The following is an 18604-nucleotide window of genomic DNA, read 5'->3' as shown; positions in this document are numbered from 1 at the left end:
GTTCTATGCTGCCGTATCGGTCGGCTTCACGAGGGCGGATGCCGACATCAGCGCATCCCAGGCGAAGGTCGCCAGCCAGTGCGACGACATGAACTCCTGCGCCACAACGGCCTCGAGTCCCGCCCGAAGCAGGGGTTCCCTGGCGGCGTCCAAGGCGTCTACGGCGGACGCCGACTCCCGCGCGCGGCGCAACGCAGCGAGAATGCGGGCCACCTGCCCAGCGCGGGAGAGGTTCAGCCCGTGCAGGTGCACGAGGTAGCCGTCGGTTTCATCGGTGACCCGAAACGGGCGCACAATGCGGGAATCGGCCGTCAGACTCGGCAGAAACGAGGCGAACCAGACAGCGAATTGCTCGGGTGAGAGCACGCGGAGCAGCAGGTCGGCCTCACTCAGACCAGCCGAGAGAAAGTCCTGGCCACTCATTTCCCAGTCGCCGGGCCAGTCGGCATCCGCTTGGAACCAGGTGCGGGCCGCCGTTTCACAGGCCGCCGCGGCGTCGGCGCGGCCGAGGGATCGAAAGGCGTCGAGCATCAGGCCGAGCCCGAACGCCGTATTGGTGTGCAGGCCGTGACGCACCGGCCATTCGGCCTTGCCCGCCCAGGCCACAAACAGTTCGGCCACCGTGTCCACGATCGGATCGAGAGCGGATGCCCACCCGCGAATCTCGGCGTCGGTCGACGCCGCGCAGGTGGCCGCGAGCCGCACCAGCCAGGCCCAGCCGTATGGGCGTTCCCAGCTGGGGTTGGCCAGCAGGTACGCACCCTCGACGAGTAGCTTCTCCGCCGTGAGGTTGGCGCCGATCGCCTGACGAAGGGCCGCCTCCCGCTCACTGTCCAGACCGTGCTCGAGCAGCATCACGCCCAAGGCGTGCATGTGCACGCAGGAGTGCCAGTCGAACGAGGTGTAGAACGACGGGTGGATCTGCTCGGGCGTTGGTCGGTCATCCGCTGAATGCGTGGTGTGGTGCGCCGAGTGCGGATAGGATCTGGCCAGATTGTCGAGTACGACGTCGGCGTAGGTCGGGGCCAACCCAGCCAGCAGTGCGGGTGCGTCGAGAACGGTTGATGCGTCGGGCATGGTGCTCCACTTCGTTGTGCGGTTTAGAACGCGAGAAAGTACATCAGGGCCACGTTGACGCCGAGCATGGGCACGCCGGTGCCCACCTGGGCCTTGATCACACCGTACTTATCCTTCATCTCCAGCAGCGCTGAGGGAACGAGGTTGAAGTTGGCGGCCATGGGTGTGACCAGGGTGCCGCAGAATCCGGAGAGCATACCGATGGCGAAAACCGCCGCCGGGTTGCCGTCAAAGATCTGCACGAGCACCGGCCAGCCGATGGCGGCGGTCATGATTGGGAATGCCGCGAAGGCGTTGCCCATCAGCACCGTGAACAGGAACATGCCAACGCAGTAGACGAGAACGGCGGCGATCAGCGAGCCCTCCGGCAACACGACTGTCGCTAGGGTACCCACGGCCACGCCGACGCCGGCCTTGGTAAAGAGGATGCCCAGGGTCGACAACATCTGCGGCAACAGTGCCGCCCAGCCGATCGACTCCAGAATGCGACGCCCTTCGAGAATTGGGGTGAAGACCTGGCGCGGCCGCAGAATGAACAGACCGACGATCACGCCCGCCAGCGAACCGATCCCGAGAGCGACCAGGGTCGTGTTGACCGGGCTGATCAGCAGCTGTCCGTTGATGGAGATGTAGGGGGCCAGCAGCACGATGGCCACGGTGACGACGGGCAGGGTCAGCGCCGGGATGAACAGCTTGTTGCCGAATCGGCGCGAGGAGACGTCGCGTTCCTCATCGGTGGTCGTGCGTGCCCGGCCGTCTTTGAGCCGGCCGGTGCTCGCGAGCACGACCATCACGATAACGGCGATACCGAGAATCCAGCCGGGAGCCTGTTCGCTCTGCACCCAGGTGCCGTAGAAGAAGCACAGGCCGAGGAGGCCCCAGAAGGCTGCGCTTCCCCAGCGGCGCGGGTGGCCCGCATCACCGGCAATGAGCAGCGCCCAAGCCAGAAAGAGCGCGCCGACAAACCAGTAAACCGCTTCAACGCCAATCATGCCGTGCCTCCTGCGTTGATGATCTCGACGTTGTCGGCGGCCTCAATGGCGCGCACCTCGCGGTCGAGCTGTTTGTCGAGTCGAAGCAGCCGGAATCCGTGCACGAGCAGGGCGGCGATTGCGGTCGGGATTGCCCAGACGGCAACGTGCAGGGGGTCGAGCTGCAGGCCGTAGGTGGCATCAACGAAGGTGGTGATCAGCAGAATCGAGCCAACAGCCACGAAGATGTCTTCACCGAAGAAGACGCCGACGTTGTCGGTCGCGGCCGAATGCGCCTTGATCTTCTCCTTGATCGGGCCCGGAACGGTTCCGTAGCGGCGCAGGGCAGCGCCCTCCGCCATCGGAAAGATGAGGGGGCGCACGGTCTGCGCGTGGCCGCCGACGCTGTTCAGGCCGAGCGCCGCCGTGGCCTGGCGAATAACGAGGTAGCCGATCAGCACCCGGCCCGTGGTCAGCCGCGACAGCCGGGAAATCAGTCGTTTGGCCTGCTGTTGCAGGCCGAAGCGTTCGATCAGTCCAATAACCGGGAGCACGATCACGAAAACGGTCACCGAACGACTGCTGGCAAAGCCCGTTCCGAAGGCATCCAGAATCTCCAGCGGTGTCAGCCCGCCGAGCAGAGCCGTGACGATCCCCGAGACCGTGACCACGACCAGCGGGTTCATGCCAATGGCAAACCCCACGATGACGAGCAACACACCAATCAGTACGAGCATATTTCTCCCAGTAGCGCCCGCGTACCCGGGTATCCGGGTACGCCAAATAAACCCGTGATCACCGGGGGTATTGCTCGCGATTTCAGAGCGGGTGCCCGATCAGCGTTTTCCAGAGCCTACCGAATTGTTGAACAATCCCACAAGGTTTTGGCCGCAAGTTCTGTCGAGCGCGCTCCCGCGATCAATTCAAATCTAAAAGAGCTGTCACGGTGAGCTTGCGCCCGGTTTAGCTGCGGGCGCCACGCTGAAGCACGGATTGTCCGCGCAGGTTACCCACGTAGACGTCGACAATCTTTGATCGAGTTCGAAATCAGATCTCTCCCCCCCTAATGGGTGTAACCCATAAAGGGTAGACAAGAGGTGCGCTCCTCAATATTGTATTAATACCTACGGCAATACAGTCCGTGGGATGCGATCGATAACTGGAGTGAAGCACATGATGCGAAGCAAAGTTAAGACCGGCGCCCTCTCGGCGCTTCTGATCGGCACGTTAGTCGGTGCCGGCGGTTTTCTGTCGACCGGCGCAGCTTCGGCCGCCATCGCGCCGGGGTCACTCACGACGACCACGTCAGCGTCAGCGGATGTCGACCGCTGGGTCGTTCCGCAGACCCAGCAGGGCGGCGACTACTGGACCGCCGAACGCATGCAGTCCGCCATCCCCGGCGAGATCCTGGTGCAGGATAACATCGCGGCCGGCGTGATCGGCGCCGTCGCAGCCGGAGCCACCTCGCTCGTGGCCCCGCAGCAGGCCGACCCCGACCAGTCGCCCACAGCCACCCGGGTCTCCCCCATCTCGCACATCGGCAAGATCTTCTTCACCCTCGGCGGCACCGACTACGTCTGTTCCGGCAACTCCATCTCGGCCGCGAACGAGAACACCGTCGTCACCGCCGGGCACTGCGTCAATGAAGGTCCAGGCAACTTCGCCTCACGCCTCATCTTCGTGCCGGCCTACGAGAACGGCTCGGCACCGTTCGGCCAGTGGAATGCGACCGAGCTCTACGCGCCCACCCAGTGGAGCAATAACGGCGACATCAGCTACGACACCGGCTTTGCCATCGTCTCCTCACCCACCGGAACCTCGCTGAGCGACAGCGTCGGAGCCTCCGGCGTCACGTTCAACCAGAGCCGCGGCCTCACGTACACCGCCTACGGCTACCCGGCGGCCCCGCCCTTCACCGGCGAGACCCTGCAGTCCTGCTACGGCACCGCCAGCGCCGACCCCTACGGCCAGAGCCAGTCCCAGGGAATCCCGTGCGACATGACCGGCGGCTCCTCTGGTGGCCCGTGGATGATCGGCAGCGGCTCCAGCGGCCTGCAGAACTCGGTCAACAGCTTCGGCTACAACAACATCGCCAACACCATGTTCGGCCCGTACTGGGGCTCGGTCATCGAGAACACCTATGTCGCAGCATCCGCTTGATCCGAGCGACGCAGCCGACGCGGCCCACCAAAAGCTCGACCCCGAGACTGACGCTTGGGACGACGAACGGATGCGCACGGCCCGGCCGCGCATCATCCGCTTGAACCCAGACGGGTCGCGCGAACAGGACGATGACAAACCGGAATCCTGAACAGATGAAGGCCTCGCCTAGAACCTGAGCGAGGCCTTCACATCCGGCGACTAGACCGGAGCAAGTTCCTCAACCGTAAACGCGGCCTCGGTGGTGTCCTCGATGTCCTGCAGGCTCACGCCCGGGGCGCGCTGCCGCAGCACCAGGCCGGTCGGCGTCACGTCGAACACGGCGGTGTCGCTGATGATACGGTCCACGACGCGCACGCCGGTCAGCGGCAGGGTGCACTCGGTGACGATCTTCGGCGTGCCGTCCTTCGCGACGTGCTCGGTGAGCACGACCACGCACGGGGTGCCGGCCACGAGATCCATCGCTCCGCCCATCCCCTTGACCATCTTGCCGGGGATAGTCCAGTTGGCGAGGTCGCCCCGGCCGGAGACCTGCATGGCGCCGAGAATGGCCACCTTCACGTGGCCGCCGCGGATCATGCCGAACGACGTCGCCGAGTCGAAGATCGACGCCCCCGGCAGCACCGTGACGGTCTGCTTGCCGGCGTTGATCAGGTCGGCATCTTCCTCACCCTCGAAGGGGAACGGCCCCATGCCGAGCAGGCCATTCTCGCTCTGCAGGGTCACGTGGATTCCCTCGGGCAGGTTGTTGGCCACGAGCGTCGGAATGCCGATGCCGAGGTTCACGTAGTCGCCGTCACTCAGTTCCTGCGCCGCGATCGCGGCCATTTCGTCTCTGGTCCAAGCCATGGTCATTCTCCCTAAGCTGATGCCAGCACGGGCCGGCTGCGCACGGTGCGCTGTTCAATGTCTTTGACCCGCGCCGACGCCTGGACCAGGCGCTGCACGTACACCCCTGGGGTGATCACGTGATTGGGATCGATGTCGCCGGGCTCCACGATCAACTCGGCCTCGGCAATGGTCACGACCCCGGCCGTCGCCACGACCGGGTTGAAGTTGCGGGCGGTAAACCGGTACTCAAGGTTGCCGAGGGTGTCGGCGCGCCAGGCTTTAACGAGGGAGACGTCGGCGACGATGCCGCGTTCCTGAAGGTAGGTTTCACCGTCGAAGTCGGCGAGCGGCTTACCCTCGGCGATCAACGTTCCGACACCGGTCTTGGTATAGAAAGCGGGAATGCCGGCACCACCGGCCCGCAGCCGCTCGGCCAGGGTGCCCTGGGGGCTGAACTCCACCTCGAGCACGCCAGCTAGAAACTGCTCAGCGAAAAGCTTGTTCTCACCCACATACGAGGCGATGACCTTGCGCACCTGCCCGGCTTCAAGAAGCACGCCCAGGCCCTTGCCATCGACGCCCATGTTGTTGGACACGACGGTGAGATCTTTCACACCGGATGCCCGCACCGCGTCGATGAGATCGGCCGGGATTCCGCTGAGGCCGAATCCGCCGACCGCGAGCACCATCCCATCGCGCAGAACGTCGTGCAGCGCCTCGCTCGCGCTGGCCTGAACCTTGGACATGCTGTCTCCTCATTGAGTGATGCGTGACTGGTGATCCTGTACGGTGTCCACCTTGTGGACACCGACCTATTACGTCATGGTATTCAGGCGCAGCAAGGCCTGTCAACCGCTATTTTGGTCCGATTCCATCCTGTGAACAGTAGGCTGAGATTCATCCACATTATGGACAAAGGAGCCTAGATGACCGATCAGTCGCCCGCCTCCGAGCCGCAGACGGCTCGCCGTACGCAGCCCGCACGCCCGGCCCAGCAGTCCCCACTCGCTCAGCCCGTGCAGGGCGCGCAGGTTGTGGGGCGCATTGCCCTGCTGCTGCGCCTGGTTGGTCGGAACCCCACCGGCACTCCCCTGTCCGAGATCGTGCGGGACTCCGGCCTGACCCGGCCCACCGTGCACCGCCTGCTCACCTCGCTCGCCGCCGAGGGCCTGCTCGACCACGACGCGCTCAAGCACACCTGGCACTACGGGCCAGAGGTCTTCGTCATGGGAACGGTCGCCGCCGCCCGCTACCCGATCGAAGAGCTCGCCCGACCGAGTCTCGTGCGCCTCGCCGAGGAGACCGGGGAGAGTGCGTTCCTCTCTATCCGGCGCGGCGCCGAAACGGTGTGTCTGCTCCGCGAGGAGGGCAGTTTTCCCATCCGCTCCTTTGTGCTGCACGAGGGGGTGCGCTTTCCGCTGGGCGTCGCATCCGCTGGAATGGCGATTCTGGCCTACCTGCCCGACGCCGAAGTGGATGCCCTCCTCGCCGATTCCGAAACCGTAGCGGCTCGCTGGGGCGCACAGCATTCGCCTGCAAGCATCCGTGCCAATCTGGAACGCACCCGGGTCACAGGTTACGCGGTGAACCCCGGACTCATTCTGGAGGGCAGCTGGGGTATGGGCGCCGCGATCTTCGACCGCGGCGGCCGGCCGGGCTGGGCGCTCTCCCTCACCGGCATCGAGCCACGGTTCCGGCCCGAGCGGCAGAAGATGCTCGGCCAGCTACTGCTCGACGAGGCCAGCCGTATCACGCAGACCCTGCAGCGCCCGCCACTGAACTAGCCCCCTGCACCCAGAAAAGTCCCGACCGAGGCCGGGACTTTTCTTACAGGTTCGTGGAGCCTAGGAGATTCGAACTCCTGACCTTCTCATTGCGAACGAGACGCGCTACCAACTGCGCCAAGGCCCCAAACTGCCTTTGAAGAATATCACGGGCTGGCCGACACTTTCACCGCTTCGAGCGTGCGGCACAATTTCGAGACCGCGCCTCCAGCACGAGTACGGCGAACTAAACCGCGCGACGGCGTCGCAGTACGGCGTCGAGGTCGGTCATGCCCGGCTCCGTCTCGCCGACGATGCCCATCGACGCGAATCGACTCGGTACCGCGGCAGGCTCAGGGCGCACCAGGGGCGTCACCGCCCGGTTGGCTTCCTCGGCGAGCGCGGCGGCACGGCGGGCAACCTCCGCCTCGGCGGCAGCCTTGCGCAACTGGTTAGCCGCTTCAACGGATGCCATCGCCGTCTGCGCGATGGATCCGCGCGACAGGTGCAGCGCGCGTGGCAGCGGCTGCGGCGTCCAAGTGGCTGCGGCGACCGGAGTCTCTTCGAGCTGAACGGGTTCAAAGGTCTGGCCGATCAGTACTGGCAGCTGCACCGGGGTTTCCAGCCGCACGATGCGGGCAGAGCGGGCGACCGTGGCCAGGCGTCCGAGAATGCCGAACGCGGCGACCACGACGACGCCGCCGCTGACCAGCGCGGTGAACGACCCCGCCAGAGCGGGCACGATTCCAGACCCAGCGAGCACGAGGCCGACCAGCAGAATCAGCGACACCAGACCGCGAAAGCGTCGAAGACGGCGGAGTTTCTTCACCGGCGACTCCGGCAGGCGCGGTGTGGCCGCGGCGGCCACTGCGGCCGCGGCGCGGCGAACGTCGAGGGCGGCATCCGCTATCGCCTGAACTTCAGCCCGCTCGGACTGCTCGACCCTGGCCAGTACCCGCTGCTGCTCGGCCACGGTGCGAGCCGTCGCCTCAAGCCGCACTTGCTGCGGAACCTCGGCTGTTTCCGCCAGAATACGCAGCGTCTGCTGCAATCGCACCGCATTTCGTTCGGTCGCCTGGTACTGCTTGCGGCGCGACCAGGTGGGCATCAGATAGGCGACCCAGAGCACGGCAGCCACCGCCACCATGACCCCGCCACCCAATGCCTCATTACTCATGTTGACAACGGTAAGAGGCCCTGGCGCATCCGCCGAGGATTACTCTCGGTGTGTCACGCAACTTAATGCACTGATTCTGCCCCCGAACAGGGAAAATCTTCACCGTCATCGGGTGATGACACGCACCGGACGCGCGGCCGACTCAAGATCGGCCGCGGTGACGGTCGCGGCATCCGCTGGTACCAGGCCGTCCTGCCAGCGGCGCATGACGCCCTGGCTGAGTTCCTCGGCGACCAAGCCGAAGCAGAAGTGATCGCGCCAGTCGCCGTTGATGTGGATATAGCGGCGGCGCAGGCCCTCATACCGAAAGCCGAGCTTCTCGACGACACGCAGGCTGGCCTTGTTCTCCGGGCGGATGCAGATTTCCATGCGGTGCAGGCCCAGCTGGTAGAAGCAGTAATCGGTGGCGAGTGCCACGGCCGTTGGGGTGACCGACTGGCCGGCGAACTTCTCACTCACCCAGTAACCGATCGTCGCCGACGACAGCGACCCCCAGGTGATCGACGACACGTTGAGCTGACCGGCCAGCTCACCGTTCTGCTCCACAATGAACGGCAGACCGTTGCCCGACCGCGAGTGCGTCAACAGACTGCGGATGCTGGCCCGCGTGTCGAAGGACATCGGCGCGTACGGGTTGGTCGCCTCCCACTTGCGCAGCCACGACCGGTTGGCCAGCAATTCGCCCTCGAGGGTGCGCGCATCGCGCAAACGGATGGGGCGCAGCGTTACAGCGCCCTCACGAAGGGTCGGAATTGCGATCGGCACGGTTCGCCTGTCTGTTATGGAAATGGAAGCTGGGTGATGATTTAGTCGAGCGTGGCGACGAATTCGTGCAGCCACGGCTTCAGGTCGGCACCGAGATCTTCACGATCGACGGCGAGCTGCACAATGGCCTTGATGTAATCGAGCCGGTCACCGGTGTCGTAGCGCCGACCGCGAAAGATCAGACCATACACACCGCCGGTCGACTCGGGGTTGACGGCCATCTCCTGTAGGGCGTCGGTGAGCTGAATCTCGTTGCCCTTGCCGGGCGCTGTGTGTTCCAGAATATCGAACACTTCGGGGCGCAGTACGTAGCGACCAATGATGGCAAGGTTCGAGGGGGCATCCTCGGTGCTCGGCTTCTCGACCAGGCCGGTGATGCGCACGACGTCGGGGTCGTCGGTGGCCTCGACTGCGGCCGCACCATACATATGGATCTGCGAGGGGTCAACCTCGAGCAGCGCCACGATGCTGGCGCCACGCTTGACCTGCTCCTCGAGCATGCGGGTCAGCAACGGGTCGCGGGCGTCGATGATGTCGTCACCGAGCAGCACCGCGAAGGGCTCATTGCCCACGTGCATGCGCGAGCGCAGCACTGCGTGGCCGAGACCGCGCGGGTCGCCCTGACGCACATAGTGAATGTCGGCGAGCTCGTTGGATTCGCGCACCTTGGCGAGCCGGGTCTGGTCGCCCTTGCGTTCGAGCATCGCCTCCAGTTCGGTCATGCGGTCGAAATGGTTTTCCAACGCGTTCTTGTTGCGCCCGGTGACCATCAGCACGTCACTGAGGCCGGCCGCGACGGCTTCCTCGACGACATATTGGATGGCCGGCTTGTCGACGACGGGCAACATCTCCTTCGGCATGGCCTTGGTCGCTGGGAGGAAGCGTGTTCCGAGTCCAGCTGCGGGAATGACGGCTTTAGTTATCGGGGTACCCATGGGCACTAGGTTAGTGGCAAGTAGGATGCCTTATATGGACTCCGACACAGGTCATCAAAAGCGTGCGCTGAGAGCGGAATTGCGCGAACGCCGCCAGAACATGACCTCCTCGGAACGCGAGGCCGCCACGGCCGGCTTCACCGAAAACCTGCAAAGCCTCGTGCTTGACCTGTCAGCCCGGTCGATCTCCTGCTATCTGTCTGCCCGCAATGAGCCCGATACCCGACCTTTTCTCAACTGGGCCACGGCAGAGGGCATTCGTATTTTGTTTCCGATTTCGCGCGAAGACGGCCTGCTGGATTGGACCGTCGGCGACGGTGAAGAAGAATTCACAGGTATTTCCGGGGTGCCAGAAGCCGTGGGCACCCTCCTTGGCCCGATCGCCATCAACGATGTCGACCTCATCATCGTTCCGGCCGCCGCCGTCGACGAATCGGGGCTACGCATGGGCTGGGGCCGAGGCTACTTCGACAAGACCCTTGGCTCGATGGAAAAGTGCCCGCCGGTCTACGCCGTGGTGTTCGACAGCGAATATCTGCAGGAAGTTCCCCGCGAGGTGCACGATCAGCCGGTCAACGGTCTCGTGACGCCGACCCGAATCCTCGCTTTCTGACCGTTTTCAAGCTTAAGACCCGCATTCTGAACGTGCGGGCCCGTGGGCGCGCATAACCTTAGTACTGGCAGGCGTTTGCCTGTCGGCTCAACCAGCTGGAGATGCAGTGCCTACCTACTCTTACCGTTGCACCGAGTGCGACACCGCCTTCGACATCCAGCAGGCCTTCACCGACCACTCGCTCACGGTGTGCCCGACCTGCCAGGGAAAGCTGCGCAAGGTCTTCTCCTCGATCGGCGTCACCTTCAGCGGCTCCGGTTTCTACAGCAATGACTCCAAGTCCGACTCGAAGCGGTCAAACCCCAACCTTGACCGCAAGCCGAGCGAAAGCTCGAGCGAGAGCTCGGCTCCGAACAAGCCCGCTGAAAAGTCCGAGAAAAGAGCCGACAGCACGCCGGCCAAGAACGATGCCTCGACGTCGTCCTCCGCCGCCGCCGCCGCCGCCGCCGCCAAGGCGTCCTAGAACCATGGAGCTGACCAAGACGGTCTCCCAAGTCATTCGATTGGAGCACCCCGTGATCAACGGTTTCAAAGAATTCATCATGCGCGGCAACGTCATCGACCTCGCCGTCGCGGTCGTCATCGGCACGGCGTTTACCGCCGTCGTCACGGCGATCGTCACCAACATCTTCAACCCTCTCATCGCCGCTATGTTCAACGCCGAAACATTGGCCAAAGCGCTACCGATTCCGTTGGCATCGGGCTTGAATCCGCCCACCATCCTGCTCGGTGCGGTGATCGCCGCCATCATCAACTTCATTCTCATCGCGGCCGTGGTCTACTTCGTCTTTGTGCTGCCGCTCAACAAGCTCAAGGAGTCGCAGGATCGCCGCCGCAACGCGGGCATTCCCCCGGCCGTCGTCGTGGACCCCACGACCGAGCTCGACCTGCTCACCGAGATCCGCGACCTTCTCGCCAAGAACGCCGCCGCCGAGCAGGGCCCCAAGCACACCGGCTAACGGCCAAAACATGCCGCCCACTCGGGCATTCGGATCGCGCTGGCACAGCCGCGGGGGCAGGTTATCTGCGGGGTGTCGAGTTTTCGGGGTGTTTTGGGGCCTTGCGCACGCACTTCGCGCAAGGCCCCAAAACACCCCGAATGTCTGAGCTGAGGAGCAGGTGACCTGCTCCCGGGGCGTCCCCACCTCGACGAGGCGCAACCGACGCCTGAGGTGAGCGCCGGCGGGCGCACTCCACAACTACCAGTGCGGCGGGCGATCCTGCCGGAGCTGCGTCTCGTTCGCGCTCGGCGCGCTGCCCGTGTGCGCGACGCCGCCTTCTTCGCGGAGCACCGGCGGGTGCGGGTTGGGGTCGGTGTCCGGTGCCGGCAGCAGCTTGGCCCTGCGGGCTGTGCCGGCGGCCTTCACGATGGGCTGACGAGCCGTTCCGAGGGGCGGCTCACGGTCAGAGGCATTCACGCGCCGGGCCGCTTCGGGGTGATCGGGTCGCCGGTCGAAAAGTGCGGGGCATCCGTTTTGGGCACACCAGCAATCGCGGCGACGCGCGCGGCAACGGCGTCGGGGTTGCTGAACAGTTCGAAGCTGTGCACGCGCAGGTAGTGCCAGCCGAGGCGGCGCAGCACTTCGGGGCGCAGGCGCAGGGACTCGCGGAGGCTCGCGCGGCCGACGACGGCATCCGTTTCGACGACGATCGCGCGGGTGCCGTAGGAGGCGGCGAGGGCAAGCTTGCCGCGATGGCCGAGGCGCACGGTCAGGCCGAGCTTTTCGAGGCGACCGCCGAGGTCGACCAGCATGGCCTCGCTGGCGTCGGGCACCTGCACCTCGTCGCGGCGCGCTTCGGTCTCGCTCAGCACTTGGGACAGGGCGAGGATGCCGTGGCGCTGGCGGTCCTCGTCGATATCGGCGGGCCGGAAGCAGGAGACGATGTCGAGCGCGCGGCGGGCGCGGGTCATGCCGATCGCGAGCAGGCGTTCGCCGCCGGGTTCGCCGAGTGACCCGAAGTTCGACAGCAGGCGGCCGTGGGGCGTGCGACCGTAGCCGATCGAGAAGATGACCCGGTCCCGGCTTTGCGCGACAGCCTGCTCGAGGGTGAGCACGGTGAACGGTTCGCTGCGATCCTTCAAAATGAAGTCCGACAGGTCGGTGCGCTTGGCGAATGCGGCCAGCACGGCCTGCTGCACCCGCACGGCGTGCCGGGTACTCGCGGTGATCACCATGAGCGATTCGCGCGGACGCTTCGAGGCGTGGTCGAGCACGAGGTCGACGACCTTGACAACCTCAGCATCGACGCTCTCGATGGCGCCGCTGTCGGCGTCGGGCATGCCGCGACCGCCAGCGACATAGTTGATGGTGAGGCTGCCGTGGCCGAGAAAGCTGCCGGCCCAGGGCAGAGAGTCGATACGTCCGCCGTAGAAACGGTGGTTGACGAGCTCAGCGAGGTCTTCACCGCCGGCCCGGTAGCTGCGCGTGAGGGTCAGGGTCGGCAGCAGTTCGCCGAGGCGGGCCAGGGCGGAGTCGGCGTGCAGGGCGTCGACCGAGACCTCGGGCGCGGCGACCTCGCCCGATCCGCCGATACCGGTCTCGAAGGCCGACGGAGTCTGGGTGACCGGGTCACCGAACGCAACGATCTGACGGCCGCGGCGAATTGCGCCGACGTTTTCAGCGAGGGTCGTGGCTCCGGCGTCGACGAGCAGCACGGTATCGAAGGTTATTTGGTCGCTGATGCCGGCGATTTCATACGGCGAGGCCAGCCAGACCGGCGCGAGCACGCGGCCGAGGTGCGGGGCAACCTCGTTCAGCCGGGCGGGCGTGGCGCGGTCGGCGCGCAGCAGGCGGCGCAGCTGGTCGGCTTCCTCGGGAAAGTCGACGACGCCGATCTTCCACGTTTCGGCCAGCAGCCAGGCCAGCAGCTTGCCGGTAGCGGATGCATGCGCCTCGTCGACGAGTTTGAAATCGGCCTCGAGGCGGTCCAGCACCGCCGTGTTGGCGCCGAGCAACGCACGGTCGCTCGCGAGCATGATCTCGAGCACGGATTGCCACCAGGCCAGCTCGAGTTCGGCGGCGACGTTCTCCTCCGAGACGTGGCGTTGGGACAGGTCGGTCATCAGCGGGTCGAGGTTGTGCTCGCGCAGCGTTGCCAACAGCGCGGTGCGCTCGTGCAGGTTCGCGAGCACCTCGCTCTCGGCGGCGAGGCCGGAGATCATCGACACGAGCTCATTGATCTGGCGCCCGGCGAGGGCGCGCGTCGTGCCAATCGTGCCGAGCGGAACGTCGAGCAGACCGAGGTCTTCGGAGACGCGCTGAAAAGCGACGTGCACATCGTTGATGCCGACCGGCACCTCGGGCGTCACACCGGCGGCGGCATAGCGCTGCCAGAGCGTGCGCTGGCTTTGGATGCGGCGGAGGCTCTCGTTCATGTCGTTGACCCGCACGCCGGGGCGCTGGTATTCCTCGGCGAGCTTACGCAGCCTTCTGCGGCTGGCCGAGCTCATCTCCGACGATTCGCGGCGCGACGAGGTGGCGGCGATCAGCTCGGTGAGCGACCGGTCGTATACCCCGGGCTGAAACTTGTCGAGCGTTTCGCGAATATCCAGCAGCAGGCGCAGGTAGATGCCGAGCTCGTTGATTGTCTCGAACGGGCGGAGCCGGGTCTGGCCGATGAGGCCGTTGGCCCGTTCGAGCAAACGCGGCAGTTCGATCTGGTTGATGCGTTTGGCGAGCTGGTGGCTGTTGGAGGCATCCGCTGTGGAGGTGAACGAGGCGCCATACCAGGGCGAGTCGTTGGGACCGTAACGGAATTCGCCGAGCACGGCGGCCTTGATCAGGGTGTTGGCGGCGGCCGAACGGGAGTGGGCGAGCAGTTCGAGGGCCTGGCGGTCGAGGCGGGCGGTGGTCGACGGTGGCTCGGGCAATTGGGCGAGGCGGGCGAGTTCGCCGAGCGCGTCGAGCACCGACACTCCGAGGGCGGAGTCACGTCGGGTCAGTGCCGACCGGTAGTCGAGCAGTACCTTGCGCAGGCGCACGAGGGCGTCGTCGACGTCGCCGACCCGCGGCTGGGCGGCCTTCTCATTGCGGGTGATCGATTGGATCAGGTCGCGGCGCAGGGTGCGCGGGGTGACGGCGATGCCGGGCAGGCCTACCTGCACGAGGCGGCCGTGGATACCGTCGAGGCTCGAACGGCGCGCGCTCACCACGAGCACCCGCTTGTGCTGCGCCACGAGCGAGCCGATCGCGTTGACGATGGTCTGGGTGCCGCCGGTGCCGGGCAGCGTTTTCACGACGAGGCTGTTGCCGGCCGCGATCTGCGCGACGACGTTCTCCTGTTCCGAGTCCGCATCACCGAGAAGTGTGTCGGTGGCGGGGGGCCTGGCATCCTGTCCGATCGGAACCACCGGGTTGTACGCCGTCTCGATGTTGCGGCGGGCGGTCTTATTACCGGCCACGGCGTCGAGCAGCGGATGGTCAAGGTTCGACGCGTCGGCGGCCAGCGCTCGGCCCACGTCAGCGAAGCTCGAGACCACGAGGCGCGGGACGACGTTGAACCAGGGTAGGTGCGAGGTCAGCCCGCGCAGACGGTCGATGACCGGCTGCGGTTTGAACGCGCCGTTGGTCACGGCGAGCGCCACAAACGCGTCGGCGTCGAGAACGATCTGAAACTGGTCCTTCAGGGCTCGCGCGAGTTCGGGGTTGAGAAAGGGCTGGCCCTTGAGCTTGAGTTCGTAGTCGCGGCCGTAACGGCGAATGGCGAGGGGGCGTAGCAGCACCGGGGCGCTGTAGTCCACATCCTGATAGCGCCATTCGGCGAGGCCGATGGCGAGGTTGACCGATTCGAGGCCGCGCATGGAGCGCAGTTCGATGCCCTTCTGGGTGATCTCGTTCGCGGCCAGGCGGGCGTTGCGCAGCGCAAGCTCGTCCCGAATGAGGTTGGACAGAAGGGTGGTTTTGCCGATGATGAACTGCGGCAGACCGCCGGGATGCGTGGCGCTCAGCTCGATGCGGGTGCGAGCCTCATCGGTGAAGTGCAGCAGCGGGGAGCGGCCTCCGAGCGCGGCGAGTTCGTCGCGCCAGCGCTGCCAGACCGGCTCGGCGATGTTGCCGGCGGTGAACGCGGGATCGCCCAGACTGAGGTTGTGTGGACTCGTCACGTTTTGCGGGTCGACGGGGACGACGTCCAGGTACTTGGAAAGCACGTCGTCGTCGTCTTGTTTTCTATCGAGGTGCCACACAGGGATACCCTAATTGGCAAATCACCGGTTTGCCCTGAGGCGGCCGGGGTTTTGCGTGTTTGTGCCCCAATCTGGCCGTTCACAGCCAACCTCGCCGTTTGAACACGGTGTACAGGGTGAACCCCATGGCGAGCATCAGAGCGATCGCGAAGGGGTAGCCGAGCGGCCAATGCAGCTCGGGCATGTTGTCGAAGTTCATGCCGTAGATGGTCCCGACCAGGGTAGGCGCGAACAGGATGGCCGCCCAGCTGGAGATCTTCTTCACCTCTTCGCTCTGCGCGAGGCTCGTCTCCGACAGGTGGCGCATCTCATCGTTCTGGCGTTGGCCCACGAGTGTGCTGTGTACGGTGAGGGCATTCTGCAGCAGCTGCCGAAACGCGTCGCCGCGCTCCACGATGCGCAGTGTGTGGTCGAGCACGTCGCGCAGGTGCCGGTGCAGTTCGAGGTCCACGTTGTACTTGTCGAAGCCACGTTGCATCGCCTCGAACATGCTCACGAGCGGCTGGGTGGCCCGCTGAAACTCGATCACTTCGCGAGACAGGGCGTAGATGCGTCGGCTGACTTCGGGGTCGCCGTCGAACAGCTGGTCCTCGATTTCGTCGATGTCGTTTTCGAGGCCGGCCACGACCGGCCCGTATTCGTCGACGACCTGGTCGAGAATGGCGTATAGCACGGCCTCCGGGCCGAGGGCGAGCAGGTGCGGGGTGCTCTCCATCCGCTCCCGTACGAGGGCAAGGTCGGGTGATTCGGCGTGGCGAATGGTCACCACGAAATCGGGGCCGACGAACACGTGCAACTCGCCGAATTCGACGCGCTCTTCGTCGTCTATATAGCGGGCCGGGCGCAGCACGATGAACAGGATGTCGGCGTACCGTTCAATCTTGGACCGCTGGTGCCCCTTGAGGGCGTCCTCCACGGCCAGGTGGTGCAGGCTGAACTCGGTCGCGACGGCCCGCACTTCTTCTTCGCTCGGCCGGTACAGCCCGATCCAGGCGAAGCCCTGATGCTCTTTCAAGGCCTCGAACGTGTCGTCGAGGCTCGGCGGCGTGGCAACCCGGTGCCCGTCCACGTAGACCGCGTTGTCCACCAGCGCCATGGGCTCTCCTTCTCCGATCTACCAGTGTGCCACTCGGCGTAGCTGCGCGGTAACGCCGGTGAAGTTTTGCCGGCGGGTACGGTTGGATCGTGCCGCACACGGATGTTTCCCTCTTCTTACAGCCACGCGCGCCGCTTCCCGAGACCGACCGGCTACTGCTCGCCGCCGCCGTCACCCGGGTCTGCGCCGTTGATCTGGCGGCGGTCACCATCGAGCAGCGCTGCGAACGCTGCGGTGGTGCGCATGGGCGGCCCCGCGTGCTCGCGCCGTCTGGCATTTTTGTGAGTCTGAGCCGGGCAGACTCCGCCGTGGTCGTCGCCGTGTCGCTGGCCGGGCCGATTGGGGTCGACATTGAGAGCTTGGCGGCGGTTGACCGAGCTGGGTTCGACGACGTCGCGTTCAACGCGTTCGAGCGCTCTCAGTTGGCCGGGCTGCCGGCCGGCGAGCAGGGCCGGGCGCGGGCCGTGCTCTGGACCACGAAGGAAGCGCTTCTCAAGCTCTCCGGCGAGGGGCTGACCGTGGACCCGCGGGAGCTGACGGTGGGGCTGGTCCCGGGTGGGGCATCCGCTCTGCAGAGCTGGCCGACCGCCACGCTCGATCTGGCTCAGGTGCACGTCGCTGGTTTCGACGTCGGGCTCGGGCTGGTCGGCACCCTGGCCGTGCTCGGTCCGTCAGCCCCAAGCGTGTCGGTGCTTTAGAGGCTCGGCAGGGCGCTCAGCTGCACCCAGCGGGCCACGAACCCGCCGATCGCCCGGCTGCCGGTGTGTTCGGAGAAGAACTCCACGAAGTCCTCGGTCGAGACGGACCCGTGCCGCCTGGCAGCGGTGTAGGCGCGCAGGGCAGCGAAGAAGGCCTCGTCGCCGAGCGATTTGCGAATCGCGTGCAGGGCGAGCGCGCCGCGTTTGTACACGCGGTCGTCAAACATGGCGTGCGGGCCGGGATCACCGACGACGATGTCGTGCGGCAGGGCCGCCACCCTGCCACGGTGCAGCACGGCAAGGGCGTCAGCGGTACGACCGCCGCGCTGTTCCTCCCACAGCCATTCGGCGTAGCAGGCGAAGCCCTCCTGTAGCCAGATGTCCTGCCAGCGCGCCACGGTGAGGCTGTTGCCGTACCATTGGTGCGCCAGCTCATGGGCGATCAGCCGGTCTTCGCCGTGGTTGCCGTCGACGTGGTTGCTGCCGAACACGGCCAGGCCATGCGCCTCGAGCGGAATCTCCAGCTCGTCCTCGGTGACGACGACCGTGTACGACGCGAACGGGTACGGTCCGAACCGGTCGGCGAAGAACGCGATCATCTCGGTGAGGCGAGCGAAGTCGATGCCGACCCGCGTCGCCAGCTGGGCCGGAAAGAACAGACTGTGCGCGACCGGGGCTGCGGCGAGGTCGCGGCGGCGGTAGCGGCCGATCAGCACCGTGGCGAGGTAGGTCGCCATCGGCTCGCGCACGTCGAAGGTCCAGCTAGTGCGACCCGACCGGCTGGACCTGGCCGACAACACCCCGTTCGACACCACTGTGTAACCGGATTCGCAGGCGATCTCGATGCGATAGGTTGCCTTGTTGCTCGGGTGGTCGTTGCAGGGAAACCAGGACGCTGCCCCGCACGGCTGCCCGGAGACGAGCACACCGTCGTCGAGTTCTTCCCAGCCGACATCGCCCCAGGCACTGCGCACCGGATGCGGCGCCCCGCGATAGCGCACCGTCACCTCGAACACGGCCCCGGCCTCGATGGTCGTGGCGAGCGAGATGACGAGTTTGCGGGCAGAATGCGTGACCTTGGTCGGCCGCTCGCCGTTGACCGTGACCTTTTCCATGCTCAGCCCGGCGAAGTCAAGGCTGAATCGGTCAAGGGGTATGAGGGCGCGCGCGGTGATGACGGCGGTCGCGTTCAGCCGGTTGGTGGCCACTCGGTAGGACAAGTTCAGGTCGTAGTGTTCGGCAACGTAACCGCCGTTGCCTCCGGTGGGAATATAGGGGTCGCCAGCGCTGGCCGAGCCGTAGGTCGTCTGTACAGTGGCCATCGGTCCACTAT

General features: G+C 65.6%; 19 protein-coding genes and 1 tRNA gene. 7 read left to right on the top strand and 13 right to left on the bottom strand.

What is annotated here, in order from left to right; translation table 11 throughout:
* Positions 1 to 3 precede the first annotated feature (3 nt).
* From QMF22_RS06280 to QMF22_RS06270, 3 genes are read right to left on the bottom strand one after another with little or no spacing between them, the layout of a single operon-like run.
* A complete protein-coding gene (locus QMF22_RS06280; protein ID WP_283451461.1) occupies positions 4 to 1077 on the bottom strand; it encodes a DUF2891 family protein in 1074 nt (357 codons plus the stop codon).
* A 23-nt stretch (positions 1078 to 1100) separates the two neighbouring features.
* Positions 1101 to 2069: a DUF979 domain-containing protein gene (locus tag QMF22_RS06275; protein ID WP_283451459.1), complete on the bottom strand. Its 969-nt coding sequence runs from the start codon at positions 2067 to 2069 to the stop codon at positions 1101 to 1103.
* On the bottom strand, positions 2066 to 2785 hold the full coding sequence (locus QMF22_RS06270; RefSeq protein WP_283451458.1) for a DUF969 domain-containing protein: 720 nt from the start codon (positions 2783 to 2785) through the stop codon (positions 2066 to 2068). Before QMF22_RS06270 ends, QMF22_RS06275 begins: the two co-directional genes overlap by 4 nt.
* A 436-nt stretch (positions 2786 to 3221) precedes the next feature.
* On the opposite strand from QMF22_RS06270, the gene QMF22_RS06265 reads away from it, so the two are divergent.
* Together QMF22_RS06265 and QMF22_RS06260 are read left to right on the top strand one after the other, a co-directional pair.
* On the top strand, positions 3222 to 4208 hold the full coding sequence (locus QMF22_RS06265; protein ID WP_283451455.1) for a trypsin-like serine peptidase: 987 nt from the start codon (positions 3222 to 3224) through the stop codon (positions 4206 to 4208).
* The gene (locus QMF22_RS06260; protein ID WP_283451453.1) at positions 4189 to 4359 is read left to right on the top strand and encodes a hypothetical protein; all 171 of its coding nucleotides are present in this window, start codon (positions 4189 to 4191) and stop codon (positions 4357 to 4359) included. Before QMF22_RS06265 ends, QMF22_RS06260 begins: the two co-directional genes overlap by 20 nt.
* 50 nt (positions 4360 to 4409) lie before the next feature.
* On the opposite strand, the gene QMF22_RS06255 is transcribed toward QMF22_RS06260, so the two are convergent.
* Positions 4410 to 5057 carry a CoA transferase subunit B gene (locus tag QMF22_RS06255; RefSeq protein WP_283451451.1) on the bottom strand — a complete coding sequence of 216 codons (648 nt, stop codon included), beginning with the start codon at positions 5055 to 5057 and terminating at the stop codon, positions 4410 to 4412.
* An 11-nt stretch (positions 5058 to 5068) separates the two neighbouring features.
* Positions 5069 to 5785 (bottom strand): CoA transferase subunit A, encoded by a 717-nt coding sequence (locus tag QMF22_RS06250; RefSeq protein ID WP_283451449.1) that lies wholly within the window; start codon positions 5783 to 5785, stop codon positions 5069 to 5071.
* 180 nt (positions 5786 to 5965) lie between these two features.
* Here QMF22_RS06250 and QMF22_RS06245 point away from each other — a divergent pair, with 180 nt between their 5' ends.
* Entirely contained in the window at positions 5966 to 6823 is an 858-nt protein-coding gene (locus tag QMF22_RS06245; protein WP_283451447.1) for an IclR family transcriptional regulator, read from the top strand.
* Between the two features lie 54 nt (positions 6824 to 6877).
* Here the strand turns inward: QMF22_RS06245 and QMF22_RS06240 are convergent.
* The 4 genes from QMF22_RS06240 to galU all read right to left on the bottom strand — a co-directional run bounded on the left by QMF22_RS06240 (position 6878) and on the right by galU (position 9679).
* Positions 6878 to 6950: transfer RNA gene (locus QMF22_RS06240), tRNA-Ala, on the bottom strand.
* 99 nt (positions 6951 to 7049) lie between these two features.
* On the bottom strand, positions 7050 to 7979 hold the full coding sequence (locus QMF22_RS06235; RefSeq protein ID WP_283451445.1) for a hypothetical protein: 930 nt from the start codon (positions 7977 to 7979) through the stop codon (positions 7050 to 7052).
* Between the two features lie 105 nt (positions 7980 to 8084).
* Positions 8085 to 8744 carry a GNAT family N-acetyltransferase gene (locus QMF22_RS06230; RefSeq protein ID WP_283451443.1) on the bottom strand — a complete coding sequence of 220 codons (660 nt, stop codon included), beginning with the start codon at positions 8742 to 8744 and terminating at the stop codon, positions 8085 to 8087.
* A gap of 41 nt (positions 8745 to 8785) precedes the next feature.
* Positions 8786 to 9679, bottom strand: a complete 894-nt coding sequence (galU, locus tag QMF22_RS06225; protein WP_283451440.1) for a UTP--glucose-1-phosphate uridylyltransferase GalU — start codon at positions 9677 to 9679, stop codon at positions 8786 to 8788.
* A 34-nt stretch (positions 9680 to 9713) separates the two neighbouring features.
* On the opposite strand from galU, the gene QMF22_RS06220 reads away from it, so the two are divergent.
* The 3 genes from QMF22_RS06220 to mscL all read left to right on the top strand — a co-directional run bounded on the left by QMF22_RS06220 (position 9714) and on the right by mscL (position 11251).
* Positions 9714 to 10292, top strand: a complete 579-nt coding sequence (locus tag QMF22_RS06220) for a 5-formyltetrahydrofolate cyclo-ligase (RefSeq protein ID WP_283451438.1) — start codon at positions 9714 to 9716, stop codon at positions 10290 to 10292.
* A 106-nt stretch (positions 10293 to 10398) separates the two neighbouring features.
* Complete coding sequence (locus tag QMF22_RS06215) at positions 10399 to 10755, top strand: FmdB family zinc ribbon protein (protein WP_283451436.1); 357 nt, start codon at positions 10399 to 10401, stop codon at positions 10753 to 10755.
* Between the two features lie 4 nt (positions 10756 to 10759).
* Positions 10760 to 11251: a large conductance mechanosensitive channel protein MscL gene (gene mscL / locus QMF22_RS06210; protein ID WP_283451434.1), complete on the top strand. Its 492-nt coding sequence runs from the start codon at positions 10760 to 10762 to the stop codon at positions 11249 to 11251.
* 240 nt (positions 11252 to 11491) lie between these two features.
* On the opposite strand, the gene QMF22_RS06205 is transcribed toward mscL, so the two are convergent.
* The 3 genes from QMF22_RS06205 to QMF22_RS06195 all read right to left on the bottom strand — a co-directional run bounded on the left by QMF22_RS06205 (position 11492) and on the right by QMF22_RS06195 (position 16573).
* On the bottom strand, positions 11492 to 11710 hold the full coding sequence (locus QMF22_RS06205; protein WP_283451432.1) for a hypothetical protein: 219 nt from the start codon (positions 11708 to 11710) through the stop codon (positions 11492 to 11494).
* Positions 11707 to 15477 (bottom strand): AAA family ATPase, encoded by a 3771-nt coding sequence (locus QMF22_RS06200; RefSeq protein WP_283451430.1) that lies wholly within the window; start codon positions 15475 to 15477, stop codon positions 11707 to 11709. The genes QMF22_RS06205 and QMF22_RS06200 overlap by 4 nt, the downstream gene beginning before the upstream one ends.
* A 79-nt stretch (positions 15478 to 15556) precedes the next feature.
* On the bottom strand, positions 15557 to 16573 hold the full coding sequence (locus QMF22_RS06195; protein ID WP_283451428.1) for a magnesium and cobalt transport protein CorA: 1017 nt from the start codon (positions 16571 to 16573) through the stop codon (positions 15557 to 15559).
* Positions 16574 to 16662: 89 nt separating this feature from the next.
* Between QMF22_RS06195 and QMF22_RS06190 the strand changes: the two genes are divergently transcribed.
* Complete coding sequence (locus QMF22_RS06190) at positions 16663 to 17271, top strand: 4'-phosphopantetheinyl transferase family protein (protein WP_283451426.1); 609 nt, start codon at positions 16663 to 16665, stop codon at positions 17269 to 17271.
* On the opposite strand, the gene QMF22_RS06185 is transcribed toward QMF22_RS06190, so the two are convergent.
* On the bottom strand, positions 17268 to 18593 hold the full coding sequence (locus tag QMF22_RS06185) for a M1 family metallopeptidase (RefSeq protein ID WP_283451424.1): 1326 nt from the start codon (positions 18591 to 18593) through the stop codon (positions 17268 to 17270). The genes QMF22_RS06190 and QMF22_RS06185 overlap by 4 nt on opposite strands.
* Between the last annotated feature and the right edge of the window lie 11 nt (positions 18594 to 18604).

The organism is Cryobacterium sp. PH31-L1, from assembly GCF_030063145.1.
Taxonomy (GTDB): domain Bacteria; phylum Actinomycetota; class Actinomycetes; order Actinomycetales; family Microbacteriaceae; genus Cryobacterium.
Note: the sequence above shows the minus strand (reverse complement) of the source record. Positions and strands in the feature narration are given on the sequence as shown.

Excerpts from the sequence above, each read along its gene's own strand:
- QMF22_RS06245 (WP_283451447.1), top strand. The coding sequence starts at position 5,966 with ATGACCGATCAGTCGCCCGCCTCCGAGCCGCAGACGGCTCGCCGTACG.
- QMF22_RS06270 (WP_283451458.1), bottom strand. The coding sequence starts at position 2,785 with ATGCTCGTACTGATTGGTGTGTTGCTCGTCATCGTGGGGTTTGCCATT.
- QMF22_RS06250 (WP_283451449.1), bottom strand. The coding sequence starts at position 5,785 with ATGTCCAAGGTTCAGGCCAGCGCGAGCGAGGCGCTGCACGACGTTCTG.
- QMF22_RS06275 (WP_283451459.1), bottom strand. The coding sequence starts at position 2,069 with ATGATTGGCGTTGAAGCGGTTTACTGGTTTGTCGGCGCGCTCTTTCTG.
- QMF22_RS06220 (WP_283451438.1), top strand. The coding sequence starts at position 9,714 with ATGGACTCCGACACAGGTCATCAAAAGCGTGCGCTGAGAGCGGAATTG.
- QMF22_RS06260 (WP_283451453.1), top strand. The coding sequence starts at position 4,189 with ATGTCGCAGCATCCGCTTGATCCGAGCGACGCAGCCGACGCGGCCCAC.
- QMF22_RS06235 (WP_283451445.1), bottom strand. The coding sequence starts at position 7,979 with ATGAGTAATGAGGCATTGGGTGGCGGGGTCATGGTGGCGGTGGCTGCC.
- QMF22_RS06280 (WP_283451461.1), bottom strand. The coding sequence starts at position 1,077 with ATGCCCGACGCATCAACCGTTCTCGACGCACCCGCACTGCTGGCTGGG.
- galU (WP_283451440.1), bottom strand. The coding sequence starts at position 9,679 with ATGGGTACCCCGATAACTAAAGCCGTCATTCCCGCAGCTGGACTCGGA.
- QMF22_RS06185 (WP_283451424.1), bottom strand. The coding sequence starts at position 18,593 with ATGGCCACTGTACAGACGACCTACGGCTCGGCCAGCGCTGGCGACCCC.
- mscL (WP_283451434.1), top strand. The coding sequence starts at position 10,760 with ATGGAGCTGACCAAGACGGTCTCCCAAGTCATTCGATTGGAGCACCCC.
- QMF22_RS06265 (WP_283451455.1), top strand. The coding sequence starts at position 3,222 with ATGATGCGAAGCAAAGTTAAGACCGGCGCCCTCTCGGCGCTTCTGATC.
- QMF22_RS06195 (WP_283451428.1), bottom strand. The coding sequence starts at position 16,573 with ATGGCGCTGGTGGACAACGCGGTCTACGTGGACGGGCACCGGGTTGCC.
- QMF22_RS06255 (WP_283451451.1), bottom strand. The coding sequence starts at position 5,057 with ATGGCTTGGACCAGAGACGAAATGGCCGCGATCGCGGCGCAGGAACTG.